This is a genomic window from Xanthomonas hydrangeae, assembly GCF_032697525.1.
GTDB lineage: Bacteria > Pseudomonadota > Gammaproteobacteria > Xanthomonadales > Xanthomonadaceae > Xanthomonas > Xanthomonas hydrangeae.
On the sequence record NZ_CP103836.1, the window covers coordinates 4,146,680 to 4,169,701 of the forward strand.

Consider the following 23,022-nt stretch of genomic DNA (forward strand, 5'->3'; position numbering starts at 1 on the left):
AGCGATATCTACGCGTGGTATACGCGCACTGAGCGCAGCAGCGCCCGCCTGATGGCCGCGAAATGGGTTTTGTCAGCCGTTACTAGCGAGCAGCGCGTTTGGCCTGCCGCGCACTCGCCAACGATTCGGCCACGGCGATTTTTTCCGCGACCGCTTTCTGCATCGCCGAGCCGGTGTCCAGCAAGTCATGCAAATGGCGCCAGTGTTCGGTGGCGGCGCTGTAGTTCTGCTGCTGGAAGTCGCTGATGCCGAGCAACCACAGGGCGCGTTGATGATCCGGCTCGCGTGCGATCACCTGTTGCAGGCGCGTGCGCGATGCGGCGTCGATGGCGAAATCGCTGCGCGTACCCATGTCTGCCGCGATCCAGCCGACGATGGCGGCGCTGTTGTCGGGGGCGAGCTTGAGTGCTTTCGCATAGGCATCGCGCGCCTCGGCCGAACGGTTTTCCTGCTCGTGCGCCCTGGCCTGTTGCATCCAGGCGTCCAGCGCCTGCAGTTGTGCTTCTTCAGCCGGACTGATGGCTGGTGTTTGTGCTTGCGTGCTGCCGGCAGCAGGCGCCTGAGGCGTTGTCTGGTCTGTCTGCTGCGCTGGCGCAGCGTACACGCGCGTTGCGATGGCGTCGGGCGTGCCGACCAGGCGATACAGGCCGGCGGTGGCGATCGGCAAGCCCAGCACCAGCACGATCGGCAATGCATAGCGTGCGCGATTGCGTGTTGGCCGGCGCAGCAGCGGTACCAGTAACAACAGCAGTGCGACCACCACCAGCGCTGCGCTTATGAAATAGAAACCGCTCATCACCACTCTTCCTCGGCTTGCGGCGCCACCGGTGTGCCGGCACGCGCACGTTTGCGCACGGTGTGGATCACCATGCCTGCACCGGCACCCAGCATCAACAGCGGGCCGAACCACAGCAGCCAGGTGCCGCGTTTGACCGGCGGGTCGTACAGCACGAAATCCGAGTAGCGCTCGACCATGTACTGCTTGATCTGCGCATCGCTGTGGCCGGCCTGGATCTGCGCGAACACCTGATGGCGCAGATCGCGTGCGAGCGCGGCGTTGGAGTCGGCCAGGTTCTCGTTCTGGCACACCAGGCAGCGCAGTTGTGCGGTCAGACGCTGGTAACGCGCTTCCTCGCTGCGGTTCTTGAATGGCAGCGGGTCCACTGCCTGCGCCGCCAGCGGTGGTGCAAGCAGCACGCCAAGCAGCAGCACCAGCAGCAAGCGCAGCTGCTTGCCTTGCATGCGCCAGTGCCAGCGCCACCAGGGGCGAGCCGGCATCACTGCGCGCCCTTGGGCAGCGCGGCGATGGCTGGCAGCAGTGTGTCGTTGATGACATCGGGCGTCAGCACGCCGATGTGCTTGTAGCGGATCATGCCTTGCGCATCGATCAGAAACGTTTCCGGCGCGCCGTAAACGCCGAAATCGATCGCGGTCTGACCGGCTTCATCGGCGATCACCAGCGCATACGGGTTGCCGTACTGCGCAAGCCAGGCGGTGGCATCGGCGGGCGCGTCCTTGTAGTTGTAGCCGATCAGCGGCACGCCGAGCCGGGTGGCCTGCGCCATCAATACCGGATGTTCGTGCACGCATTCGGCGCACCAGCTGCCGAACACGTTGAGCACATACGGCTTGCCCAGCAGCTGGTCGCGGCTGACCTGTTGTTCGGGTTGATCCAGCCTTGGCAGCGAGAACGCTGGCGCTTGTTTGCCGATCAACGGTGAGGGCACATCGCGCGGGTTGTGTTGCATCGTCCAGTAGATGCCGAAGCCGAACAGCGCCGCCAGCAACAGGAAACCCAGCAAGGGCAGCAGACGGTTCATGCGGGCGATTCCTGCGCAGTGACGATGGCATCGTGTGCCGGCGAGGTGGCCGCCTTGCCGGCGACGGCAGGCGCACGAAAACGGCGCGCGCAGGCGCTGACAAAACCGCCCAGCATCATCAGCAGGCCGCCGGCCCAGATCCAGCGGATGAAGGGTTTGTAGTACAGCCGCAGCGTCCAGTCATATTCGATATGTTGATCGTCCAGCGGCTCGCCTAGTGCGACGTACAGATCGCGGGTGATGCCGGGGTCGATCGCCGATTCGGTCTGAATGCGCTCGCTGCTGTACAGGCGTTTTTGCGGATGCAGCCGCGCGATCACCTCGCCATCGCGACTGACCTGCACGCTGCCTTGTTCGGCCTTCCAGTTCGGCCCATCGATCAGTTGCACCCCGTCGAAGCGGAACGCGTAGCCGGCGATCTGGGCGCTTTCGCCCGGCGCCAGCCGCACGTCGCGTTCGACCGACAGGCTTTCGGACACCAGCACGCCGGCAACGAATACCGCCACGCCCGCATGCGCGAGCAACATGCCGGCCATTTCGGCCGGAAAGCGCCGGCCGCGCGGCATTTCGCGCCAGCGCTTGTGCATGTACAGCGCGGTGCCGGCGGCCATCCACGCAGCAACGCCGATGCCGGCAATCGCCTTGATCTGGCCATCAGCGAAGAGGCTGCCGACCAACGCACACGCAATCGCGGCGACGCCGGCGCGCGTGCCGAGTGCCTTCAACGGCGCCGCCTCGGCCTTGCCCCAGCGCAGGTACGGGCCGAACGGCAGCAACAGCACCACCGGCAGCATCAGCAACGGAAACAGCAAGCCGAAGTAGGGCGGGCCGACCGAGACCTTGCCCAGGCCAAACGCGTCGGCGATCAGCGGGAACAAGGTGCCCAGCAACACCATCGCGGCGGCCACGGTAAGCAGCAGATTGCCGATCAGGATCGCCGTCTCGCGCGATGCGGCGGCAAACGGTTTGCCGCTGGCGATCTTCGGCGCGCGCAAGGCATACAGCAGCAGCGAGCCGCCGACCACAGCCACCAGGAAAATCAGGATGTACAGGCCGCGGCGCGGGTCGGCGGCGAACGCATGCACCGAGGTGAGCACGCCCGAGCGCACCAGGAAGGTGCCCAGCAACGACAGCGAGAACGCCAGGATCGACAGCAGAATCGTCCACGCACGCAGGCTGCCGCGTTTTTCGGTGACCGCCTGGGTGTGGATCAACGCCGTGCCGACCAGCCACGGCATGAAACTGGCGTTTTCCACCGGGTCCCAGAACCACCAGCCACCCCAGCCCAGTTCCGCGTACGCCCACCAGCTACCGGCGACGATGCCGGCGGTGAGGCAGGCCCAGGCCACGTTGGTCCACGGCCGCGCCCAGCGCACCCAGGCCTGTTCCAGTTCGCCGCCCAGCAAGGCCGCCACCGCAAACGCGAACGCCACCGAGAAACCGACATAGCCGGTGTACAGCACCGGCGGGTGGAAGGTCATGCCCGGGTCCTGCAGCACCGGATTGAGCTCGTTGCCATCCAGGGGAATCGGCGACAGCCGCCCGAACGGATTGGAGGTCAGCAGGATGAAGGCGAGAAAACCCACCGATACCAGCCCCAGCACCGCCAGCACGCGGGCGGCGAAATGCTGCGGCAGATGCCGGCTGAAGGCGGCCAGCAACACCGTCCATGTCGCAAGGATGGCGATCCACAGCAGCAACGAGCCTTCATGCGCGCCCCATACCGCGGCAAAGCGGTAGTACCAGGGCAGGGCAATATTGGCGTTGGCAGCGACATAGGCCACCGAAAAATCCAGCGACAGCAGCGACCAGGCAAGCAGGCCGAACGCCATCCACACGAACACTGCCTGGCCTACCGCTGCCGGCCGTGCAATGCCCATCAAGGCGGAGTTGCCACGCCAGGCACCGATCAGCGGCAAGACGCCCTGGGCAAGCGACAACAGCAGCGCCAGGATCAGTGCGATCTGGCCGAGTTCAGGCGTCATGGGCAAATCGCATCGTGCAACCAAGGAAGATCATGGACGTGGTGGAACGCGGTGCGCGCGGCATCAACGCGGCGCAGACAGTGGCAGCGCGGCGGCAGGAATCGGCTTGCCGACATGGCCTTCGGCCATCGCGTCCTTGAGTTCCTTGGGCATATAGGTTTCGTCGTGCTTGGCCAGCACTTCGTTGGCGACAAAGCGCCCGCTCTGCATGCGTCCGTTGGCGATCACCGATTGGTTGTCGCGAAACAGATCCGGAAGGATGCCGGTGTATTCGACCTGCGTTGCGGCGTGCTTGTCGATCACGGTGAAATTGACTTTCAGGCTATCGGTTGCACGCTGGATCGAGCCGGCCTTGACCATGCCGCCGAGGCGAAATTGCTGATAACTGGCCGCCTCGCCGGCGTGCACCTGGCTGGGCGTGAACAGATAGCTCATGTTCCGCTGCAGCGCGAGCACGATCAGCGTCACTGCCAGTGCGGCAGCGGCGATGACGCCGATCACCAGCCAAAGACGTTGCTTGCGTGTTGCATTCATGGCGCTTCCCGCTCCAGCGTGGGAACTGGCTGATCGCGTGCACGTCGCGGCGTTTGTCGTTGCAGCTGGCCACGCAATTCGCGTGGCAGGCGGCGTCGACGTAACCACGGCGCTGCCAGATCGGCCAGCAACACCAGCACGAACAACGTGTATGCGGTCCACACGTAGTGGCCGTAACCGCCCATCGCCAGAAAGGTGTTCATGCGGTGCGCTCCGTCAACACGATGCGGCGTGCCCAGTCCTTGCCGCTTTCCAGTGCGAGCAGGTCCACACGCACGCGGCCGAACAGACTGGCCAGGTAATAAAACTTGGTGGCTAGCAGCATCGTCAGCAGCGGCCACAGCATGTCGGCGCCCATCTTGGAGGGGCCGAGCAGGCGCACGGTGGAGCCTTGATGCAGCGTGTTCCACCACACCACCGAGTAATGCACGATCGGCAGATTCACCAGGCCGACCAGCGCAAGCAGGCCGGCCGCACGCATCGCCTGGCGGCGATCTTCCACTGCGTGATACAGGCCGAGCACACCCAGATACAAGAACAGCAGCAGCAACTCCGAGGTGAGCCGTGCATCCCAGGTCCACCAGGTGCCCCACATCGGCTTGCCCCACAGCGAGCCGGTGCACAAGGTGATGAAGGTAAAGGCCGCGCCGATCGGCGCCGAGGCCATGGTCACCACTTCGGCCAGCTTGATCCGCCACACCAGCGCAATGAACGCGAACACGCCCATTGCCGCGTAGATGAAAAGACTCATCCAGGCGCTGGGTACATGGATGAAGATGATGCGGTAGGCGTCGTGCTGCTGGTAATCCGGTGGCGCCAATACCAGCCCGCCGTAAGCGGCCACCGCGCCGAGCAGCAGCGCCAGCGCCAGCGCCCACGGACGCACGATGCCGGCGACGCGGTAGAACGTGGGCGGCGAGCTGAGTTGATGCAGCCACAAGGGAATCCACTTGGCCATGCCGGTGTCGTCAGTTGGAATGTTTGGCGTGCGAAGCCAGCGCGTCGACCGCAGCGCCGGCGTTGACCTGCAGCTGGCCGTCGGACATCTTGCTGGTGCGTTGCATCAGTTCGCGCAAGCCGGTCGCGTCCATCGACGGCGACATCGACAACAGCAACGCGGCCATGCCGCTGACATGCGCGGTGGCCATCGACGAGCCGGAGGTGAAGTCGTAGCGGCCGTTCGGCTGGGTGGTGAGGATGTCCTTGCCGGGCGCGCTCAGCACGCCGGGCATCGCGGCCGTGGCGCTGCTGCTGCGCACCACCAGCACGCCGGGCACATCGTTGGGAAAGCCATCCATGCGCCCGTTCGGCGGCATCGCGGCCACCACGATGCGGCCCTGTTGCACCAGGTGCAGCAGCATCTTGCTCAGCAGCGGGTCGGCCGGGCCGCCCAGGCTCAGATTGATCACGCGCGCGGAGCTGTTGTTGATCGCCGCCAGCGCCTTGGCCAGGGTGAAGGTGTTGCAGCGTGCGGTGGCACCGACGGTCGGTGCATACCAGCACGCCTTGTAGATGCTCAGCATGGCCTTGGGCGCCATGCCGACAATGCCTTGATGGTTGTTGCTGCCGGCAGCAATGATGCCGGCCACTTCGGTGCCGTGCGAATCGCTGCTGGTGGCGAGCGCGGTGTCGTCGACCAGGTCGTGCACGTCGCGGATGCGCGACTTCAGATCGGGGTGAGCGGTGTCCACGCCGGTGTCGACCACCGCCACCACCACGCCGCGGCCCTGGGTGACGGTCTGCGCGCTGGCCGCATCGGTGGCGATGAAGCCGCGTTGCATGTCCACGTACGGGTCGTTGTAGCCGGACAGCGCCGTGGTCTTTTCCGATGCATCGGCGGAGAACACCGAGAAATCCTGCACCGGCTGCACCAGCTCCACGCCCTCGTCGTCGGCCAGCGCGCTGACCAGCTCGTCGCGCGATACGCCAGCCGGCGGCTGCAGCACGGCGCAATACAGGCCCAGCGAAGTGATTGGCCAGCCGGAGACTTCGCGCAGCTTGTAGCGCTGCTTGATGGCTTCCATGCGCACGGCGGCCTTCTGGCCGGCGCCGTAATAGCTGGAGGCGTAGCCGATCAGGCTGGAGCCGGCGCGTGCCGGCGGCGCGGTGAGCGGGTTGGCCACCGCCAGCAGGATGTCGCGGCTGCTATCGGGCGTATGCGCATCGGCCTGCGGCGGCTTGGCGCTGGTGCCGACAGCTTGCGCAGCATGCTGTGGCGTGTTCTGGGCATGCACGCAGGTGCAGCTGCCCAGGCCGATGAAGCCGGCGATCAAGCCGATAACGTAGAAGCGGCTCATGGTGCCGACACGATCTCGGCCAGGCGGATACGCGGGTTCGCACGCAGCTGCTGCACGGTCTGCTGCGGCTGGGCCAGGGGCTGCGAAGCGACCGGCACCACGGTGTAGGCGCCCATTTCATTGGGGCCGCCGACCACCTGCAACTGCTGCGCATGCAGCAGGCTATCCCAATCGGCCACCGTCATCCTGGCGTCGGGCACCACGCGGATGGCACCTTGCGGTACCGGGAGGGCGGTGGCGCTGCTCAGCGTGCGGTAGTCGTGCGAGGGCGCAGGTGCAGCCAGTTTGACGCCCATGACGCCCAGGCCGATAGCCTGCACCAGGGCTGCGGCGGCCAGGGCGCGTACGGTCCAGTTGCCGGAGCGGCGTGCTGCCGGCACCGGTGCCGCCGGCGCGGTGTGCTGTTCCGGCGCATCCAGGCGGCCGAGCAGGCGCAGCAGGCCGGCGTTGGCGTCCAGCTTGACCGCCGACGGCAGCGCAAGCGCTTGCCGCAGGCGATTCTGCTGGGCGAATTCGGCGCTGCACGAGGCACATTTGGCCACGTGCGCGATCAGCCAGGTGTTCTCTTCCTCGGTGGCACTGTCCAGCAAGACGGCGGGCATCAGTTCCCAGGCGTGCGAGCATTCCTTGCCAGGCGCGATGAAAAACGTCTTCATTGCATGGTCTCCGTGTAGGGGGCGCCGCCGGCAAGGCCGGGCAGCACATTGCGTAATTTGACCCGCGCATGGAACAGCCGGGCTTTGATGGTGCCGACCGGGCACTGCATGATGTCGGCGACTTCTTCGAGCTTGTGGCCGACGCCGTAGACCAGTTCGATCACCATCCGCTGGTCCGGCGAGAGCCGTTGCATGCCCTTGTCGAGCCAGTCACGCAGCTCGCGGTCGTCGTTGTCGTCTGCGCTGGGGGCGTGGTCTTCCACCACGGCGGTGTCGTCGATGGCTTCGCCGTCATGCTGGCGCAGGCATTTGAGCCCGCAGCGATAGGCGATGCCCATGATCCAGGTCGACACCTGCGAATCGCCGCGGAAGTCGCCGGCTTTCTGCCAGGCGATCCAGAAGCAGTCGTTGATGGCTTCTTCGATGATGTCCGGGCGGCGGGTCAGCCGCGACAGGAACCGGCACAGCCGGCCGTGGTAGCTGGTGTACATGGTCGCCAGGGCGGCACGATCGCCCGCAGCCATGCGCCGCAGCAGCATGCGGTCGGTGGCATCACCCAGGGTGTCGGAATTATTCATCGAGGCAGGCACGGCAGAAGACGTAGGTCAGTGCCCGCACGGGGGCAAAAGGTTGCAGCTGGATCAGAACGTGGTGGAAATCGTGCCCAGCCAGGGCGTTTCGCCCGGGCCGCCCTGCAGGCGCGGGGTGTTGCTGCTGGTGACGATGCGGTCCAGTTTCAGCGTCCATCGTGCCCGGCTCCACTTCAGGCCCAATTGCCCGTACTGATAGCGGCCGGAGGCGGCGGCGCCGTAGGCCATCGCCGGGAAACGCGACGAACCGGCGCCGATCGACAGGGCCAAATCGTTGCGCAGCGGGATATTGGCAGTGACGTCGATGGCCAGATTCCACGGCGACTGGTCGGCGCGGGGGAAGTTGAACGCCGATAGCGAAAAGCTCAGTACGTCGCGGTAGGACCAGGCCAGGCTGGCTTCCTGGCGGTCGAAGGTGCGTGTGGCCTGATTGGTCGGGTAGCCGTAATACAGCAGGCTGGCCTGCATCTGCCAGCGGTCGTCCAGCATCCAGGCGCGTGCGGCCTGGGCGGTGACTGCCACCGGCTTGCTCAGCGAGGGCGATTGCAGCGCGACCGAGGTGGAAACCGACCAGCCGGGCGAGGGCAGCCAGTAGCCAGCCGCTTGCAGCGTGGCTTTGTTGGGCGCGATCGAGATGCCACGGTCGATCAGCTGCGAGGTCAGCGCCACCGCGCCGCCGACATTGGCGGCCATGGCGCCGGGGCTGATGACCAGGGCCAGCAGCAGACAGTGGCGCAACGGGGAGTTGCGCCTGCGCATGTGCGGGCACAGGCAACGCGGGTTGGCGCTGGCCGTTGTGCAGTGCCGCCGCCGCATGTTCAGGCGTGGCCTGTCCCACGGCTGCCCGCCGCAGGCGCAACGGCGTCGCGTTCGAGAGGGGGACGACCTGGCAGGCGAGACAGGGGGCAACGGATGAGCGTCTACGGTGAGCGGGGCGCAATAGTGCCTGATTGCGTCGGGCAGACCGCCGCGGGCACGACGGTTCCGTTCATATACGCGAAGGAATCGCGGCCGGCAACGCGACCGGCAACGCGACCGGCGCGACGCCCGAAGCGCAGCGCGCCCCGGTTGCCGGCCGGCAGGGGTGACTGCCGTCCGGTCAAGCAACGGTCAGTGCAGGGTGTTGAGGTAGGCGATCAGTGCGTCTAGCTCTTTCTGATCTTCCAGGCCTTCGTACTTCATCTTGGTGCCCGGCAAGGCCTTGGACGAGGATTGCGACAGATAGGTCTTGAGCTGTGCCGGCGTCCACTGCCACTTGCTGCCCTTGAGCGCATCGGAATAGTTGCTGTAGTCCGGCAGGCTGGCCGCCGGGCGCCCGGCCACGCCGAACATGGACGGGCCTTTCTTGTTCTTGCCCTGGGCGGCGCTGTGGCACTCGGCGCATTCGGTCACGAATACGCCCTTGCCGTCGGCCGCACGCGCGGATGGGGTAAACGCCGCGCTGGCCAACAGCAGGCCGGCCAGCGGAACGCACAACAAGGTTTTGTGGAGTGACTTCATGGGGGTCCTTACGCGTGCGGGGGAATCAGAACGAGACATTGACCGACAGCGAGAAAGTGTCGAGATCGCGCGGGTTGGTGATCGGATTGCCGCCACCGAACACGTTGGTGGTGCTGCCGTTGAACTTGTCGAAGCGGAACCAGGTAGCCGCGAAACGCACATTGGCGTTGGTGGTGTAGGTGCCTTCCTTGCCGAACGGGGTCCAGTACAGCAGGATCAGATTGGCGGTGGTGTCGGGGATGCCGTAGGGCTGATAACGCGCCACATCGAACGAGCCGCTGTTGATCAGATGCGCGGCGAGCACGCCATAGGTCTGCTTGAACGCGTAGTTCATGCTGATGTTCTGGTCGCGCACGCTGCCGCGGTCGCGCGGAGACATGCTCGGGTCGGTCGGCTGCAGCGGGCTGCCGTATTTGCGGCGCTCGTAGATGTTGACGTAGGCCAGCGACAGCACGTGCTCGCGGGTGCCGAGGAACTGATAGGTCAGGTCGTAACCCAGGTCGGTGAAGTCATCGGTGGGACCGCCGGTGCGCAGGCGTTGGCGACGGGTGGTCATCGCGGTCAGGCCGGCCGAGAAGAACTGCCGCTTCATGTCCTTCATATAGGCAAAGCGCGCATAGCCGGTGTCGCTGAGCTTGCCCGGGTCGTTGTTGGGGTTCCAGCCCAGGTGGTCCTGCGCATCGGCGGACAATGCGCTGTAGCTGCCGACTTCGCCGTACCAATTGCGGTCGAACAAGCCGTACACACTGGCGCCGATCACGCGGTTGGAGAGCGCCGACGAACTCAGCATGCTGGCCGAACCTGCATTGGAGACCGGGCTCAGGGTCGATGCATTGGGCAGCACCTGGATCGGATCGGACACGCCGGGGTTGTTGTTGACGCTGACGCCGACCATGGCGTCCTTGCCGGCTAGCTGGAACGGTTTGCTGACAAAGCGCAGATCCACATCGTCCAACTGGGTGTTGAAGGTGTCGTTGCCGCCGTTGTTGGAGCGGATCTTGGAGTAACCGCCGATGTGGTCGTTGACCCGGCCGGCCAGATACAGATCGGCTTGGTTGATGCGTGCGCTGCTGTCGCCGCGGGCGGGATTGCTCCGCGTCCAGGTGACCTGGCCGGAGACCGGAATCTTGGTGCCGTTGCCATCGGTATCGGTGAAGCCGCCGAGCTTGAAACGCATGCCATACGGCGTGAGCGAGGGGCCATAGGAGCCGACGTGGCAGTCCGCGCACGACGAACCGGTCTGGCGTGCGAACGAGGGAATCGCCTGCGCCTGGGTGCTGGCCAGCAGCAACAACGGGCCGGACACGCACAACAAGGACGTCAGGGAGGCGGTGCGCGTGGCGGCAACGCGACGCGGGGCGGGCTGGGGAGTAGGCATGGAAAGTCCTTGTTCGACGGTGCGGGGTTCGGCGCTGCGGAAGCGGGGGAGGGCTGGCAACTCGGGGGAATTCATCGGACTTTTTTCGGCAGCACGCGATGCAGTACGCCATCGCGCAGCACCAGGTGATGCCAGAGTGCGGCGCCGATATGCAGGATCACCAAAGCCAGCAAGACCCAGGCGGCATTCAAGTGCCAGGTGCTCAGGGTGTCGGCCAGGTCTTCGTCCGGCGCGACCAGATTCGGTAGCGTCACTCCGAACAGGTAGACCGGTTTGGCGTAGGCGTTGCTCAACGACCAGCCGATCAGCGGCAACGCGACCATCAGGCCGTACAACGCGACATGGGTGGCGCCCGCAGCCAGCCGCATGATCAGCGGCGACGGCGGGCCGGGCGGCAGCTTGCGCAGGCGGATGCGCAAGCCCACGCGCAGGACGAAGAGAAAGAGCACCATCAAACCGAAGTGGCGGTGGCCTTCCATCAGCCATTGACGCAATGCGCGTCCTTCCAGTTCGGCGCGCAGCAAAATCAGGGTGGCGGCCATGGCCAGGCACAGCACCGTGAGCCAGTGCAGTACGCGCATCGATTTGGGGAGTGGAATGATCTGCGCAACCGGCGGCGCCTGTTGCGGCAAGGTAGTGGCGCGGTCGGTGGCGGCGGTGTCGGGCGCCTGGGGGGATGAACGCATTTGGTCGGTGTGCTCCGGTGCTGGTCGTTGGTTCCGGCAGTGCGTCGTGCGCTGCCAGGCCTAGCTCCCCACGCCGGCCGATCTGCGGCCAGGTGAACGTGCACCGATATGTGCGGCGATGCCGGCAAAAGGTTGCATCGCCCTGTGGGCATTGCGCGGCATTCCGTGCATATCCACGTCTGCTGCGTCTGCAACTGCGCTTGCGCGCACATGGATTCGCAGTGCCGTGACGTGGTGCAACCTTTGGCGCATCCCGGTGCACTCAGGCATGTCGCACTACGTGCAGTCAGCGGTTACGCCCCCGAATCATGGCCATCGAACGCATCCAGTTGCACACCCACGGTGACGATCGCGGTCTGCTCATCTCGTTGGAGCAGCAGCGCAACGTCCCGTTCGAGATACGTCGTGTGTATTACCTGTTCGGCACCCGCGACGGCGTGCACCGCGGCCAGCATGCGCACCGCCGGCTCAATCAACTCGCCGTCGCCTTGCATGGCTCGGTGACGATTCTGCTGGACAGGGGCGATGGCAACGGCCAGGAAGAAGTGGTGCTGGACGACCCCTCGCAGGGCCTGCTGCTCGGGCGCATGGTGTGGCGCGATCTGTATCGCTTCAGCCCCGATTGCGTGTTGATGGTACTGGCCGACCAGTTCTACGACCCGGCCGATTACATTCTGGATTACGACGAATTCCTGAGCGAAGTGCGCGGCGAACATCGCCTGGACGCACGCAGGCTGGAAGCATGAGCGTGCACAAGCCATTGGTGATCATCGGAGACGGCGAGTTTGCGCAGATCGCCTGCGAGTATTTCCAGCACGACAGCGATTACACCGTGGTCGCCTTCAGTGTGGAGCGCGACTTCCTGCTGCGGCCCATGCTGGCCGAGCTGCCGGTGGTGGCATTCGAAGAACTCGAACAGCGCTATCCGCCCGAGCAGTACGAGGTTTTCGTGGCGATTCCGGCCACGCAGCTCAACCGCCTGCGCACACGCTTCTTCGAAGACATGGTGCGTCGCGGCTACCGCTGCGCCAGCTATGTCAGCTCGCGCGCGTTTGTCTGGCGCAATGCGCAGATCGGCGCCAACTGCTTCATCTTCGAAGGCAACGTCATCCAGCCGTTCACCCGCATCGGCGACAACTGCGTGCTGTGGAGCGGCAACCATATCGGCCACCGCACGGTTGTGCAGGACAATGTGTTCATCGCCTCGCATGCGGTGATTTCCGGCTATTGCGAGATCGGGCGCGGCAGCTTCATCGGCGTCAATGCCACGCTCAGCGACAAGGTGCGGATTGCCGCAGACAACATCATCGGTGCCGGCGCGCTGGTCACCAGGCATACCGAGGCCGAGCGCGTGTATGTGGGCTCGCCGGCGCGTGCGGTGGCCGGCAGGTCCAGCTTCGACGTGGAGCTCTGACGCATGTTTGCCTGGACCAAGCGGGGCCTGGTGTTCGATGTCGCGCGCGATGGTGTGGGCGGCTGGATGCAGCATGCCGCGCTGACGCCGACACCGTATCGGTTGTCTGCGCAGGTGCTACGCGTCTATGCAGGTTTTCGCGATGCGCAGGGTGTGAGCCGGATCGGCTATGTGGACGTGCGCGCCGATGCGCCGACCCAGATTGTCGGCGTCAGCAAACAGCCGGTGCTGGATATCGGCCGCGATGGCTGCTTCGACGATAACGGCATGATTCTGGGCGATGTCGTGGCCGGGCCGGATGGCCTGTATATGTTCTATGTCGGCTTCCAGCGTGTGGCCAAGGCCAAGTTCCTGGCTTTCACCGGGCTTGCGGTCTCCGGCGATGGTGGAGCGAGCTTTCAGCGCCGACAAGACACGCCACTGCTGGATCGTGCCCCTGGTCGCAGCACGATTGCTGCGGTGCATTCGGCCCGCTATGAAGATGGCCGTTGGCGATTGTGGTACGCGGTGGGCGACGATTGGGAAACCATCGGCGGCCAGCCGTATCCGCGGTATCACATCCGTTACGCAGAGACCGACGATCTGCGCCACATCCCCAGCGACGACGTGGTGTGCCTGCGTCCGCGCGACGACGAATACCGCATCGGCCGCCCGCGCGTCTATCGCCTGGGCGATCGCTATCTGATGTATTTCACCTGCGGCGACACGCACGGTGGTTACTTCCCGGGCATCGCCTTCAGTGGCGATGGTATGCAGTGGGAGCGCGACGACAGTCAGCTGGGGCTGCAGCTCTCCGAGCACGGGTGGGATGCGCAGACCTTGTGCTACCCGGCGTTGATCCAGCAGCACGATCGCATCCTGATGTTCTATAACGGCAACGCAATGGGGCAGGCCGGCTTCGGTCTGGCCGAGGCCGCGTTGCCGGTGGACCTGCAGGGGCGCCATGTTTTCGGTTAGGCCGTATGCCGTCAGCGATGCGCCTGCGTGGGACGCGTTGGTGGCGTCCTCGCGCAACGGCAACTTGTTGCATCGACGCGGCTACATGGACTATCACGCCGACCGCTTCGTGGATGCGTCGTTGCTGGTCGAACGTGGTGGCGAGGTGGTGGCGGTGTTTCCGGCAAGCGTGCACGGCGATTGCGTCAGCAGCCATGCCGGGTTGACCTATGCGGGCTTGTTGTCGTCGATGGCACTGCGTGCGGGCGCTACATTGCAGGTGTTCGAGCAGATTGCTGGGCACTATCGCGCGCGCGCTGTGCGCCAGATCGTGTACAAGCCGGTGCCGCATGTGTTTCATGCGTATCCGGCCGAGGAAGATCTGTATGCCTTGCATCGGTTGGGCGCGCAGCTGTTCCGGCGCGACCTGTCGACGGTGATCGCGCTGCGCGAGCCATTCGCGTTCAGTGCCGAGCGTCGGCGTTCGCTGGTCAAGGCGCGCAAGGCCGGGGTGCAGATCCAGACCGGCACCCAGCTGGAGGCGTTTCATGCCTTGCTGACCCAGGTGTTGCAACGGCACGGCGTGGCACCGACCCATCGGCTGGACGAATTGCAGCTGCTGCACAGCCGGTTTCCGCAGCAGATCGTGCTGCACGAAGCGCGCGCTGAGGGGCAGCTGGTGGCCGCCGCACTGGTGTTGGATTTCGGTCGCAGCGTGCACACCCAGTATCTGGCGGTGTCCGAACGCGGTCGCCAGCTGGATGCGCTGAGCCTGCTGCTGGCCGAGCTGATCACTGAGGTGTATGCGCAGCGCCATTACTTCAGCTTCGGTATCTCCACCGAGCAGGGCGGGCAGGTGCTCAACGATGGCTTGGTCGAACAAAAGGAACGCTTCGGCGCGCGTGCCGTGGTGCAGGATTTCTATCGGTGGACGTTGTAATGGATGTGCCGTTTCTGGATTTGCGTGCAGTCAATGCGCGCTACGCGGATGAATTGAAAGTTGCTGCCGCGCGGGTGATCGATGCCGGCTGGTATGTGCTCGGGCAGGAGCTGGCCGCGTTCGAAGAAGAATTCGCCAGCTACTGCGGCGCCGCGCATGCGGTGGGCGTGGGCAACGGGCTGGATGCGTTGTCGCTGATCCTGCGTGGCTATCGCGAGCTGGGGGTGTTGCGCGAGGGCGACGAGATTATCGTGCCTGCCAACACCTTCATCGCGAGCTTTCTGGCGATCAGCCAGAACCAGTTGGTGCTGGTGCCGGTGGAGCCGGATCCTGCGACCTTCAACATGGACCCGGCCGGTGTGGAGAAGGCCATCGGCCCACGCACGCGCGCCATCATGGCGGTGCACCTGTATGGGCAGCTGGCCGACATGGCCGCATTGCAAACGCTTGCCCATCGCTACGGGCTGCTGCTGATCGAAGATGCCGCGCAAGCGCATGGCGCGCGCGCGCACGGGCGGCGTGCCGGTGCCTTCGGCGATGCGGCGGCGTTCAGTTTTTTTCCGACCAAGAACCTGGGCGCACTCGGCGATGGTGGTGCGGTGGTGACCTCGGATCCACGCCTGGCCGAGCGCATTCGCGCGCTGCGCAATTACGGCTCGGAGGTGAAATATCACCACACCTGCCAGGGCGTGAATTCGCGCCTGGATGAAATGCAGGCGGCGTTCTTGCGGGTCAAACTGGGGTATCTGGAGGATGAGATCGCGCGTCGGCGCGCGGTGGCGCAGCGTTATCTGCAAGGCATCGATAACCCGTTGATCGCGTTGCCTACGGTGGTCGCCGAGGAACAGCATGTCTGGCATCTGTTCGTGGTGCGCAGCCCGCAGCGCGATGCCTTGCAGGCGCATTTGCTGCGCCTGGGTATCCACACCCAGATCCATTACCCGGTGCCGCCGCATCGGCAGCCTGCCTACACCACGCTGGGCGATGCCTGCCTGCCGGTGAGCGAGGGCCTGCATCGTGAGGTGCTGAGTCTGCCGATGGGCCCCGCTTTAGATGACGCGTCGGTGGAACGCGTGATTGCCGCATGCCAATCGTTCGGCAGCCCTGCATGAATCTGATGCGCAGCAGCGCGTACACCGGCGTTGCGACGCTGGCCAGGCTGCTGGCTGCGCTGGTGGTGGTGAAGTTGGTGGCGGTGTACGCCGGCCCGCAGGGTGTCGGCCGCTTGGGCCAGTTTCTCAATCTGATGTCGGTGCTGGCGGTGTTGGCGGGCGGCGGTATCAGCGCCGGCATCGTCAAGTACGTGGCCGAGTATCGCAACGACGCACCGGTACTGGCACGCTTGCTCAGCGCGGCGCTCTGGTACGCCTTCTGCGCGGCTTGCGTCATGGCGGTGTTGGCGGCGCTGTTCAGTGGTTTTATCGCCGAGCGCCTGTTCGGAGATGCAGCGTATCGGCCGCTGATCTGCGTGCTGGCGATCGCGCAGCTGGGCATTGCCTTGGTCAATTACATCCTGGCGGTGATCAACGGTTTCATGGATGTTCGCCGTCTGGCATTTGTGCAGGTGAGCGGCGCGGTGTCGAGCGTTGCGCTGGTGGCGTGGCTGTCCAGCCTGGCGCAGCTGCAGGGCGCATTGCTGGCACTGGTGCTGGGCCAGGTGCTGTGGCTGTTGGCCGGCGTGCCGGCACTGCGACGCAGCCCGTATTTCCAACGCGAGATGTTGCGCCTGCGTTTCGATGCGCCGATGACGCGCAAGCTGGCCGCGTTCTCGGTGATGACGCTGACCGCCACGCTGGTGCCGCAGTTGGTGGCCATTCTGGTGCGCGACCATCTGGCGTTGCAGTTCGGATGGCAGCAGGTGGGTTATTGGCAGGCCGTCAGCCGGGTGTCGGATGCATATCTGCTGTTCTTCACCACCGCCATCAACGTGTATTACCTGCCCAAGCTGGCCTCCCTGCACGATCGTGCGGCGCTCGGGCGCGAGCTGCGGGCCGCGTATCGTTATGTGATGCCGGCGGTGATCGCGATGGCGCTAGGTGTGTACATGCTCCGCGATTGGGTCACCTGGCTGCTGTTCGATGCGCGATTCGCTGCAGCAGCACCGCTTTATGGTCCGCAGTTGCTGGGCGATGTGATCAAGATTGCCGCGTTCGTGCTGTCGTACGTGATGCTGGCCAAGGCGATGACGCGGTTGTTCGTGATTTCCGAATGCGTGTTCGCCGCCAGCTATCTGGCGCTGGTGTATCTGTTCACGGCGCAGTTCGGGCTGATCGGGGCGATGTATGCCTTTGTCGCCAACTACGTGGTGTATCTGCTGTTCAATATCGTGGTGGTGCGTCGCTATCTGGTGCAGGCCGCATGAGCGATCAAACCCAACCGAGCGGGCGAGCGAGCTGGCCGCTGGTGTCGGTGCTGATTCCGGCCTATAACCACGCGCGTTTCGTGCAGCGTTGTCTGGATAGCGTGTTGGAAGACCCGTACCCGTGCAAGGAGATCGTCATCATCGACGACGGCTCTAGCGACGCCACCGGCGAAAAGATCGCGCAGTGGATTGCCACCCATGGCCATCGGCTGCCGGTGCAGTTCGTGCAACGCGACAATCGCGGTGTGGCGGCCACGCTCAACGAGCTGGCCCTGCGTGCGCGTGGCGACTACCTGCGTCTGGGCGCGAGCGACGATTATCTGTTGGCCGGCGGGTTGGATGCGCAGGTGCGTTACTTGCGTGCGCATCCGCAAAAACTGGCGGTGATCGGCGACGCCTGCGTGGTCGATCAGCATGGAAAGTTGCTGCACGGCAGCGCCATGCGCGACCTGCATCGGGTGGATACCGGCATGTACCGCTCAGAGCGGGGCATCCGCCGCGCGGTGATCCAGCAGTGGGCGGTCAGTGGTGCGGTGGCGTTGCTGCGCCGCAGTGCCTTCGATGCGCGCGCCGGGTGGGACGAATCGCTGCGGATCGAGGACTGGGATTTTTTCCTGCGCCTGGCCGCGCGCAACGCGCTTGGTTTCGTCGACGTGCCGGTCTGTGCGTACCGTTTGCATGGCAACAACCTCAGCAAGACCGCAAACGTACGTGCGCGGATTGCCAACTTGAGCGAGTCGCGTCAGGTGTCGTTGCGTTGTGCGGAGTTGTTCGATGAGCCCGAGCGCACCTTGCTGCGGGCGCAATCGCGTTACATCGCGGCCAAGGTGGCGTTTCTGCAGCGACGACCGCACAGGGTGATCGGCCATCTGCTCGCCTATGCCTGGTTGTCGTTGCAAGCCAGGTGGCGGCCCAGGCATGCGCGTAGCGCGGTGGAGCCGGCATGAACACGCTGTTGCGCCGGCCTGCGACGTATCTGGCACTGCCGATGCTGCTCAGCTGCGCGCTGACGCTGCTGACCTACAGGCTGCCCGGCGACTATCTGGACGGCATCGCGTTGCTGGCGGTCGCTGCCGCTGCAACGTTTGTGCTGGATGCGTTGCTTCGCACGCAGCTGCCTGCCGTGGAGCGCTTTCGCAACTATCGCTACGCCGGCACGCGCGATGCCTTCGTGGTGATGACGCTGGCGGCAGTGGTGACGGTGTTCTGCATCGTGGATGTGACGTTGTTTCCGATTCCGTTGTTCAGCGATCCGTCCTCGTACGCCACCTTGAGCCCCTTGCGCTCGCATGTGCGTCACATCTCCAACATGTGCTGGATCCTGCCGCCGATCGCGCTGCTGTGCATGCGCCACCGCGGGCTGCGTGCGGCGATGGTGATGCTGGGGTTCGTATTCCCGATCGTGGCGATCGACCGCAACCGCATCTTTGCCGGACTGTTTTCGTTCGTGCTGGTGATGCTGTTGCGTCGCGATCCTGCGCGCCGCCTGCCGTGGAAGACCATTGGCCTGCTCGTGCTGGCCGGGGGCGGAGTGTTTTCGATCCTGGGCGCACTGCGTTCCGGTTCGTTGGCCACGGTCGCCTTGCCGTTCAGTGCGTTGTATCGCGCGATGCCGCAGGGCGTGCAGTGGCTGCTGCTGTACATCAGCGCCGGGCCGTACAACTTCGGCGCGATCCTGGCCAAAGGCTACGTCAACGCCAGTTTTCTGGTCAATCAACTGGTGCCGTTCAGTGGTTCGATCGCCACCGCCGGCACCAGCATTCCGCTGGATGCGCCCAATATCAATGTGGGCACGGAATTCTTCCCGTTCCTGATGGCCTGGGGCGCGCCGGGCGCCGTAATTGCACTGATGGGGTTGTATGCGGGCCTGGTGTGGAGCGTGCGCCTGCTCAGCAGCTCGCTGTCGATCTTTCATGTGCTGATCTTCCTGCGCCTCGCCTATGCCTGCCTGATGTCGCCGTTCGCGCCGCAGGCATTCACCTGGACCAACTTCGGCTTCATCGCGCTGTGCCTGGTGTTGCATGCCTGCACCGTGTTGCTGCCCAGCCGCAATGCGGCACCTAGCGCTGCTGCGTAGTGCGCGGCAACTTCGTTTTTTCACCACGTTCCAGAGCCGGTGCACCATGAATCAACACGACGATATCTATCTGATCGACCTGTGGCGCATCCTGCGCCGCGAATGGCGCTGGGCGCTGGCCGCGCTGGTGGTGGTGCTTGGCCTGACGTTCGCCTTCACCCGGTTGTCCAAACCGCAGTGGGAGGCGACCGCCTGGATCCAGGTCGGCGAAATCGGCCCCACACCGGCCGGGCGCGACCCCAAGGTCGAGCCGTTCCAACGCGTGATCGATCGCATGAAGACGCGGCTGTTTCAGGATGCGGTGCTGCGCAAGGCTGGCCTGCCGCTCAACAGCCGCGCTGCGCAGTTGTATCGTGGCAGCCTCAAGCCCGATCCGGACCCGTACGCGAATCTGATCGGCGTGACCATTCGTGCCGAATCGTCCGCGCAGGCACGTCGCCTTGCGATGGCCACCGTGACCGAGCTGCAGACGCTGCACGGCCAGACCAATGCGGTGGCGCTTGAGCTCGCACGCACGCGTCTGCAAGGGTTGAATGAAGACCTGCGTGCGGCGCTCGTCAACCGGGCGCAACTGCAACAGCAGGTGCAGGCCGGGCAGGGCGGTGCTGCGGCCACGCCGGCGCAGGTGGTTGCCGGTGTATTGCTGACCGACAGCAACACCACCATCCGCGCGTTGAAAGCCGAGCGCGACGATCTCATCGCCCGCCTTACCACCCGCTACACGTATCAGACCTCGTTGGCGTGGCCACTGTATGTGCCCGATCGCCAGGCGTTTCCGAATGCGATCACCGCCTGGGCGGCCGGGTTGCTCGCTGGCGCCGGGCTAGGCGTGCTGGCAGCGGTGTTACGCAATGCATGGCGGCGTCGCAGGGTTGCCGTCGAGCATTCCGTCGCCTGATGTAAACGGCAAGGCGTAGCAGAGTGGGACATCGCTCACCAAGCTGCAACCAAAGCCGCTGCGCGTGGCACTCACGGGTCAATCAAGCGATGCCGCGCTGGCGGTGTCGCGCCTGGAGAGTGTCGTGAGAACAACTGGTCTGGTGTGGGAGGCTGCGCATGTCGGTGGTCAATGAGCATGCGGCGCGTGGCGGCACGGTGGCCCCGGAGCGCTTGCTTGAGACGCAACGCGCGTTCGATAGCGTGGCCCCCGACTACGACGGCCCGCGCGGCAACAATGCGCTGATCCAGCGCATGCGCACCACGCTGTGGGAGACGGTTGCGGCCGAGCTGCCGGTGGGGTCGCGGCTGGTGGATCTGGGCTGCGGCACCGGTCTGGATGCCGGCGAGTTCGCACGCCGCGGCTACAGCGTGCTGGCCACCGACTGGTCGCCGGCGATGGTCGAACGCACCCGCCATCGCGCTGCCACACAAGGTCTTGAAGCACGGTTGACCGCCGCCCACGTCGGCATCCAGCAGCTCGATCAGCTGGACGGCACCTTCGATGGCATGTACTCCAACTTCGGCCCGCTCAATTGCGCTCCCGACCTGCCGGCAGTGGCTGCCGAGTGCGCGCGTCTGCTGCGCGCCGATGGCTGCCTGGTGTTTTCGGTGATCGGGCGCATCTGCCCGTGGGAAATCGGCCACTACACCCTGCGCGGGCGCTTCAAGCGCGCAGCGGTGCGGGCTGCGCGCGGGGTCACTGCGGTGGGCATGAACGGTCACACCATCTGGACCTGGTACCACCTGCCGCGCGAGTTCTACCGCGCCTTCAACAAGCACTTCGTGCTGGACAGCTATCGCGCCTTGAGCCTGTTCCTGCCGCCGCCGTACCTGGTGGATTTTTGCGAACGACATCCGCGTCTGTCTGAGCGCCTGGGCCAGTGCGACGACCGTTTGGGCGGGCTGCCGCTGCTGCGCGACATGGGCGACCACTTCCTGATCGTGATGCGCAAGCGCTGAGTGGAGACGCCGATGTCCATGGCCGATGTCTGTCTGCAGGGCGCACACGCGATCACCCTGGCCGGTCCTTCGCGCGCCGCAGTGACGATGCGCGCGGGCCGCTTTGGCGGCACGCTCGGCACCGGCAGCCTGCGGCTGGATTTGCAGGGCCACGTGCTGGCGCCGGGCTTGATCAACGCGCACGATCATCTGCAGGTCAACTGTGTGCCGCCGCTGCCGCAAGGTGCACCGTTCGCCAACAGCTACGCATGGATCGAGGCGTTTCAGGCGCATTTTCAGCATCCCGATGTGGCGGCTGCGTTGCGCGTGCCCAAGGCGGTGCGCTTGCGCCACGGCGGTTTGAAGAATCTGCTGGCCGGCGTCACCTGCGTGGCGCAGCACGACCCTTGGCACGCCACCTTGGACGAGGCGAACTTTCCGGTCGGCCTGCTGCGCGAGTTCGGTTGGAGCTATGCGCTGGGCTGGACCGGCTATGGCCCGCCGGTGCAAGGCAGCTTTGCCGCCACATCGCCCGGACATCCGTGGATGATCCACCTGGCCGAAGGCACCGACGCAGTGGCGGGTGCCGAACTCGACGAGCTGGATCGGCTAGGCTGCCTGGCCTCCAATAGCGTGCTGATCCACGGCGTGGGCATGGGCGAATGCGATATCGACCGGGTGATCGCACGCGGCGCGGCGGTGGTGTGGTGTCCTTCGAGCAATCTCGCGCTGCTGGGCCGCACGCTCGATCCGTGGCGCTTGTGCATGGCCGGGCGGCTGGCATTGGGCAACGATTCGCGCATCAGCGGTGCGCGCGATCTTCTGGAAGAACTGCGCATCGCCGCCGACAGCGGGCTCGCACCGGATCTATTGCTCGGCATGGTCACCCATCAATCTGCGCGCATCCTGCGCATGCAAGCGCGCGGGTGCATCGCGCCAGGCGCAGCCGCAGATCTGCTGATCGTGCGCGATCGCGGTGGCGATCCTGCCACCAGCGTCATCGGCTGCCAACGGAGTGAACTGCGCGCAGTGATACGCGATGGCGCCCCGCGCATCGCCGACCCGGATTTCGCCGACTGGTTCGAGGCGGCCGGTATCCAGACCGTACCGGTGTTGCTGGACGGTCGCCCCAAACTGCTCGATGCCAGGCTGGCCGACCCGGCAGTGCTGGCACTCGAACCCGGCCTGGAGTGCGTGCCGCACGCCGCGCACGCGCCGTCCATTGCGATGGCAGCCAACGGTGCTGTGTCATGAGTGCTGTGCCGACACTTGAGCCGGCAGCGGCGTATGCGTTGTGGGCGCAGGCGTATCCGCCGCATGCCCATAACCCGGTGATGCTGGCCGAAGAACGTGCCATGCTCGCGCTGATGCCCGGCGCCCTGCAGGGCCAACATGTGCTGGATGCCGGCTGCGGCAGTGGTCGCTACATGCTGCATGCATTACAGCGTGGCGCGCTGCATGTCACCGGTGTGGATCTGTCGCCGCAGATGCTGCAACGCGCCGGCACCGAGCTCGCCCGCGACTGGCCAGCGGCACGCGTGAGTCTGCAACAAGGCAGTCTCGATAAATTGCCCTTGCCCGACGCAATTGCCGATCTCAGCGTCTGCGGTCTGGTGGTCGGGCATCTGCAGCAGCTGTGGCCTGCGCTGGAAGAACTGCATCGCGTCACCCGCGTGGGCGGGATCGTGCTGTGCAGCGATGTGCATCCGATCGGCCATGCACTGGGCTGGCGACGCGATTTCAAGGCCGACGGCCGGCAGTACGCAGTGCGGCATACGCAACATCTCTACAGTCATTGGCATACGGCATGCGCATCGCTGGGCCTGGCGATCGAAGCGGTGGCCGAACCGATGCTGGACCCGGCCGATATTCCACCCGGTGCACGTTTCGACCAGGCAGCGTTGCAGGTGCCGGTTGCCTTGGTGATGCGCCTGCGGCGTATCGCGTGAGCCGCTTGCGCCGCGCGCAA

General features: G+C 65.2%; 26 protein-coding genes. 12 read left to right on the forward strand and 14 right to left on the reverse strand.

The window, feature by feature from the left end; translation table 11 throughout:
- Window positions 1-82: 82 nt before the first annotated feature.
- The 14 genes from NYR97_RS17700 to NYR97_RS17765 form a co-directional block, all read right to left on the reverse strand.
- A complete protein-coding gene (locus NYR97_RS17700) occupies window positions 83-796 on the reverse strand; it encodes a tetratricopeptide repeat protein (RefSeq protein WP_425613004.1) in 714 nt (237 codons plus the stop codon).
- Window positions 796-1,278 carry a cytochrome c-type biogenesis protein gene (locus NYR97_RS17705; RefSeq protein WP_316695038.1) on the reverse strand — a complete coding sequence of 161 codons (483 nt, stop codon included), beginning with the start codon at window positions 1,276-1,278 and terminating at the stop codon, window positions 796-798. Before NYR97_RS17705 ends, NYR97_RS17700 begins: the two co-directional genes overlap by 1 nt.
- Window positions 1,278-1,820 carry a DsbE family thiol:disulfide interchange protein gene (locus NYR97_RS17710; protein WP_205391751.1) on the reverse strand — a complete coding sequence of 181 codons (543 nt, stop codon included), beginning with the start codon at window positions 1,818-1,820 and terminating at the stop codon, window positions 1,278-1,280. The genes NYR97_RS17705 and NYR97_RS17710 overlap by 1 nt, the downstream gene beginning before the upstream one ends.
- Entirely contained in the window at window positions 1,817-3,805 is a 1,989-nt protein-coding gene (locus tag NYR97_RS17715; RefSeq protein ID WP_316695041.1) for a heme lyase CcmF/NrfE family subunit, read from the reverse strand. The genes NYR97_RS17710 and NYR97_RS17715 overlap by 4 nt, the downstream gene beginning before the upstream one ends.
- A gap of 63 nt (window positions 3,806-3,868) precedes the next feature.
- Window positions 3,869-4,339, reverse strand: coding sequence for a cytochrome c maturation protein CcmE (gene ccmE, locus NYR97_RS17720; RefSeq protein ID WP_316695043.1), 471 nt, complete (start codon window positions 4,337-4,339; stop codon window positions 3,869-3,871).
- A complete protein-coding gene (ccmD, locus tag NYR97_RS17725) occupies window positions 4,336-4,542 on the reverse strand; it encodes a heme exporter protein CcmD (RefSeq protein ID WP_316695045.1) in 207 nt (68 codons plus the stop codon). Before ccmD ends, ccmE begins: the two co-directional genes overlap by 4 nt.
- A complete protein-coding gene (gene ccmC, locus NYR97_RS17730) occupies window positions 4,539-5,297 on the reverse strand; it encodes a heme ABC transporter permease CcmC (RefSeq protein ID WP_316695048.1) in 759 nt (252 codons plus the stop codon). The genes ccmD and ccmC overlap by 4 nt, the downstream gene beginning before the upstream one ends.
- Window positions 5,298-5,307: 10 nt before the next feature.
- Complete coding sequence (locus tag NYR97_RS17735; protein WP_316695050.1) at window positions 5,308-6,636, reverse strand: S8 family serine peptidase; 1,329 nt, start codon at window positions 6,634-6,636, stop codon at window positions 5,308-5,310.
- Window positions 6,633-7,292: a zf-HC2 domain-containing protein gene (locus tag NYR97_RS17740; protein WP_205391747.1), complete on the reverse strand. Its 660-nt coding sequence runs from the start codon at window positions 7,290-7,292 to the stop codon at window positions 6,633-6,635. Before NYR97_RS17740 ends, NYR97_RS17735 begins: the two co-directional genes overlap by 4 nt.
- The gene (locus NYR97_RS17745) at window positions 7,289-7,870 is read right to left on the reverse strand and encodes a sigma-70 family RNA polymerase sigma factor (RefSeq protein ID WP_316695053.1); all 582 of its coding nucleotides are present in this window, start codon (window positions 7,868-7,870) and stop codon (window positions 7,289-7,291) included. Before NYR97_RS17745 ends, NYR97_RS17740 begins: the two co-directional genes overlap by 4 nt.
- 63 nt (window positions 7,871-7,933) lie before the next feature.
- Window positions 7,934-8,641: a TorF family putative porin gene (locus tag NYR97_RS17750; RefSeq protein WP_316695055.1), complete on the reverse strand. Its 708-nt coding sequence runs from the start codon at window positions 8,639-8,641 to the stop codon at window positions 7,934-7,936.
- Window positions 8,642-8,992: 351 nt separating this feature from the next.
- On the reverse strand, window positions 8,993-9,382 hold the full coding sequence (locus NYR97_RS17755) for a c-type cytochrome (protein WP_316695057.1): 390 nt from the start codon (window positions 9,380-9,382) through the stop codon (window positions 8,993-8,995).
- A gap of 25 nt (window positions 9,383-9,407) precedes the next feature.
- Complete coding sequence (locus tag NYR97_RS17760) at window positions 9,408-10,760, reverse strand: cytochrome C (protein WP_205391742.1); 1,353 nt, start codon at window positions 10,758-10,760, stop codon at window positions 9,408-9,410.
- A gap of 71 nt (window positions 10,761-10,831) precedes the next feature.
- Entirely contained in the window at window positions 10,832-11,446 is a 615-nt protein-coding gene (locus NYR97_RS17765; RefSeq protein WP_316695059.1) for a cytochrome b, read from the reverse strand.
- A gap of 308 nt (window positions 11,447-11,754) precedes the next feature.
- Here NYR97_RS17765 and NYR97_RS17770 point away from each other — a divergent pair, with 308 nt between their 5' ends.
- From NYR97_RS17770 to NYR97_RS17825, 12 genes are all read left to right on the forward strand, one after another.
- Complete coding sequence (locus NYR97_RS17770; protein ID WP_205391740.1) at window positions 11,755-12,192, forward strand: sugar 3,4-ketoisomerase; 438 nt, start codon at window positions 11,755-11,757, stop codon at window positions 12,190-12,192.
- Window positions 12,189-12,860: an acetyltransferase gene (locus NYR97_RS17775; protein WP_316695061.1), complete on the forward strand. Its 672-nt coding sequence runs from the start codon at window positions 12,189-12,191 to the stop codon at window positions 12,858-12,860. Before NYR97_RS17770 ends, NYR97_RS17775 begins: the two co-directional genes overlap by 4 nt.
- Window positions 12,861-12,863: 3 nt before the next feature.
- Complete coding sequence (locus tag NYR97_RS17780; RefSeq protein WP_316695063.1) at window positions 12,864-13,817, forward strand: glycoside hydrolase family protein; 954 nt, start codon at window positions 12,864-12,866, stop codon at window positions 13,815-13,817.
- Entirely contained in the window at window positions 13,804-14,736 is a 933-nt protein-coding gene (locus NYR97_RS17785) for a GNAT family N-acetyltransferase (RefSeq protein WP_316695065.1), read from the forward strand. The genes NYR97_RS17780 and NYR97_RS17785 overlap by 14 nt, the downstream gene beginning before the upstream one ends.
- Complete coding sequence (locus tag NYR97_RS17790) at window positions 14,736-15,848, forward strand: DegT/DnrJ/EryC1/StrS family aminotransferase (RefSeq protein ID WP_316698332.1); 1,113 nt, start codon at window positions 14,736-14,738, stop codon at window positions 15,846-15,848. Before NYR97_RS17785 ends, NYR97_RS17790 begins: the two co-directional genes overlap by 1 nt.
- Window positions 15,845-17,098: an O-antigen translocase gene (locus NYR97_RS17795; protein WP_316695067.1), complete on the forward strand. Its 1,254-nt coding sequence runs from the start codon at window positions 15,845-15,847 to the stop codon at window positions 17,096-17,098. The genes NYR97_RS17790 and NYR97_RS17795 overlap by 4 nt, the downstream gene beginning before the upstream one ends.
- Entirely contained in the window at window positions 17,095-18,045 is a 951-nt protein-coding gene (locus NYR97_RS17800) for a glycosyltransferase (protein WP_316695069.1), read from the forward strand. The genes NYR97_RS17795 and NYR97_RS17800 overlap by 4 nt, the downstream gene beginning before the upstream one ends.
- Window positions 18,042-19,175: a hypothetical protein gene (locus NYR97_RS17805; RefSeq protein ID WP_316695071.1), complete on the forward strand. Its 1,134-nt coding sequence runs from the start codon at window positions 18,042-18,044 to the stop codon at window positions 19,173-19,175. Before NYR97_RS17800 ends, NYR97_RS17805 begins: the two co-directional genes overlap by 4 nt.
- Before the next feature lie 46 nt (window positions 19,176-19,221).
- Window positions 19,222-20,073 carry a Wzz/FepE/Etk N-terminal domain-containing protein gene (locus NYR97_RS17810; protein ID WP_316695073.1) on the forward strand — a complete coding sequence of 284 codons (852 nt, stop codon included), beginning with the start codon at window positions 19,222-19,224 and terminating at the stop codon, window positions 20,071-20,073.
- A gap of 158 nt (window positions 20,074-20,231) precedes the next feature.
- Window positions 20,232-21,074, forward strand: coding sequence for a class I SAM-dependent methyltransferase (locus NYR97_RS17815; protein WP_210761843.1), 843 nt, complete (start codon window positions 20,232-20,234; stop codon window positions 21,072-21,074).
- A 12-nt stretch (window positions 21,075-21,086) separates the two neighbouring features.
- Window positions 21,087-22,307: an amidohydrolase family protein gene (locus tag NYR97_RS17820; RefSeq protein WP_316695076.1), complete on the forward strand. Its 1,221-nt coding sequence runs from the start codon at window positions 21,087-21,089 to the stop codon at window positions 22,305-22,307.
- A complete protein-coding gene (locus NYR97_RS17825; protein WP_205391729.1) occupies window positions 22,304-23,002 on the forward strand; it encodes a class I SAM-dependent methyltransferase in 699 nt (232 codons plus the stop codon). The genes NYR97_RS17820 and NYR97_RS17825 overlap by 4 nt, the downstream gene beginning before the upstream one ends.
- The last annotated feature ends 20 nt before the right edge of the window (window positions 23,003-23,022 follow it).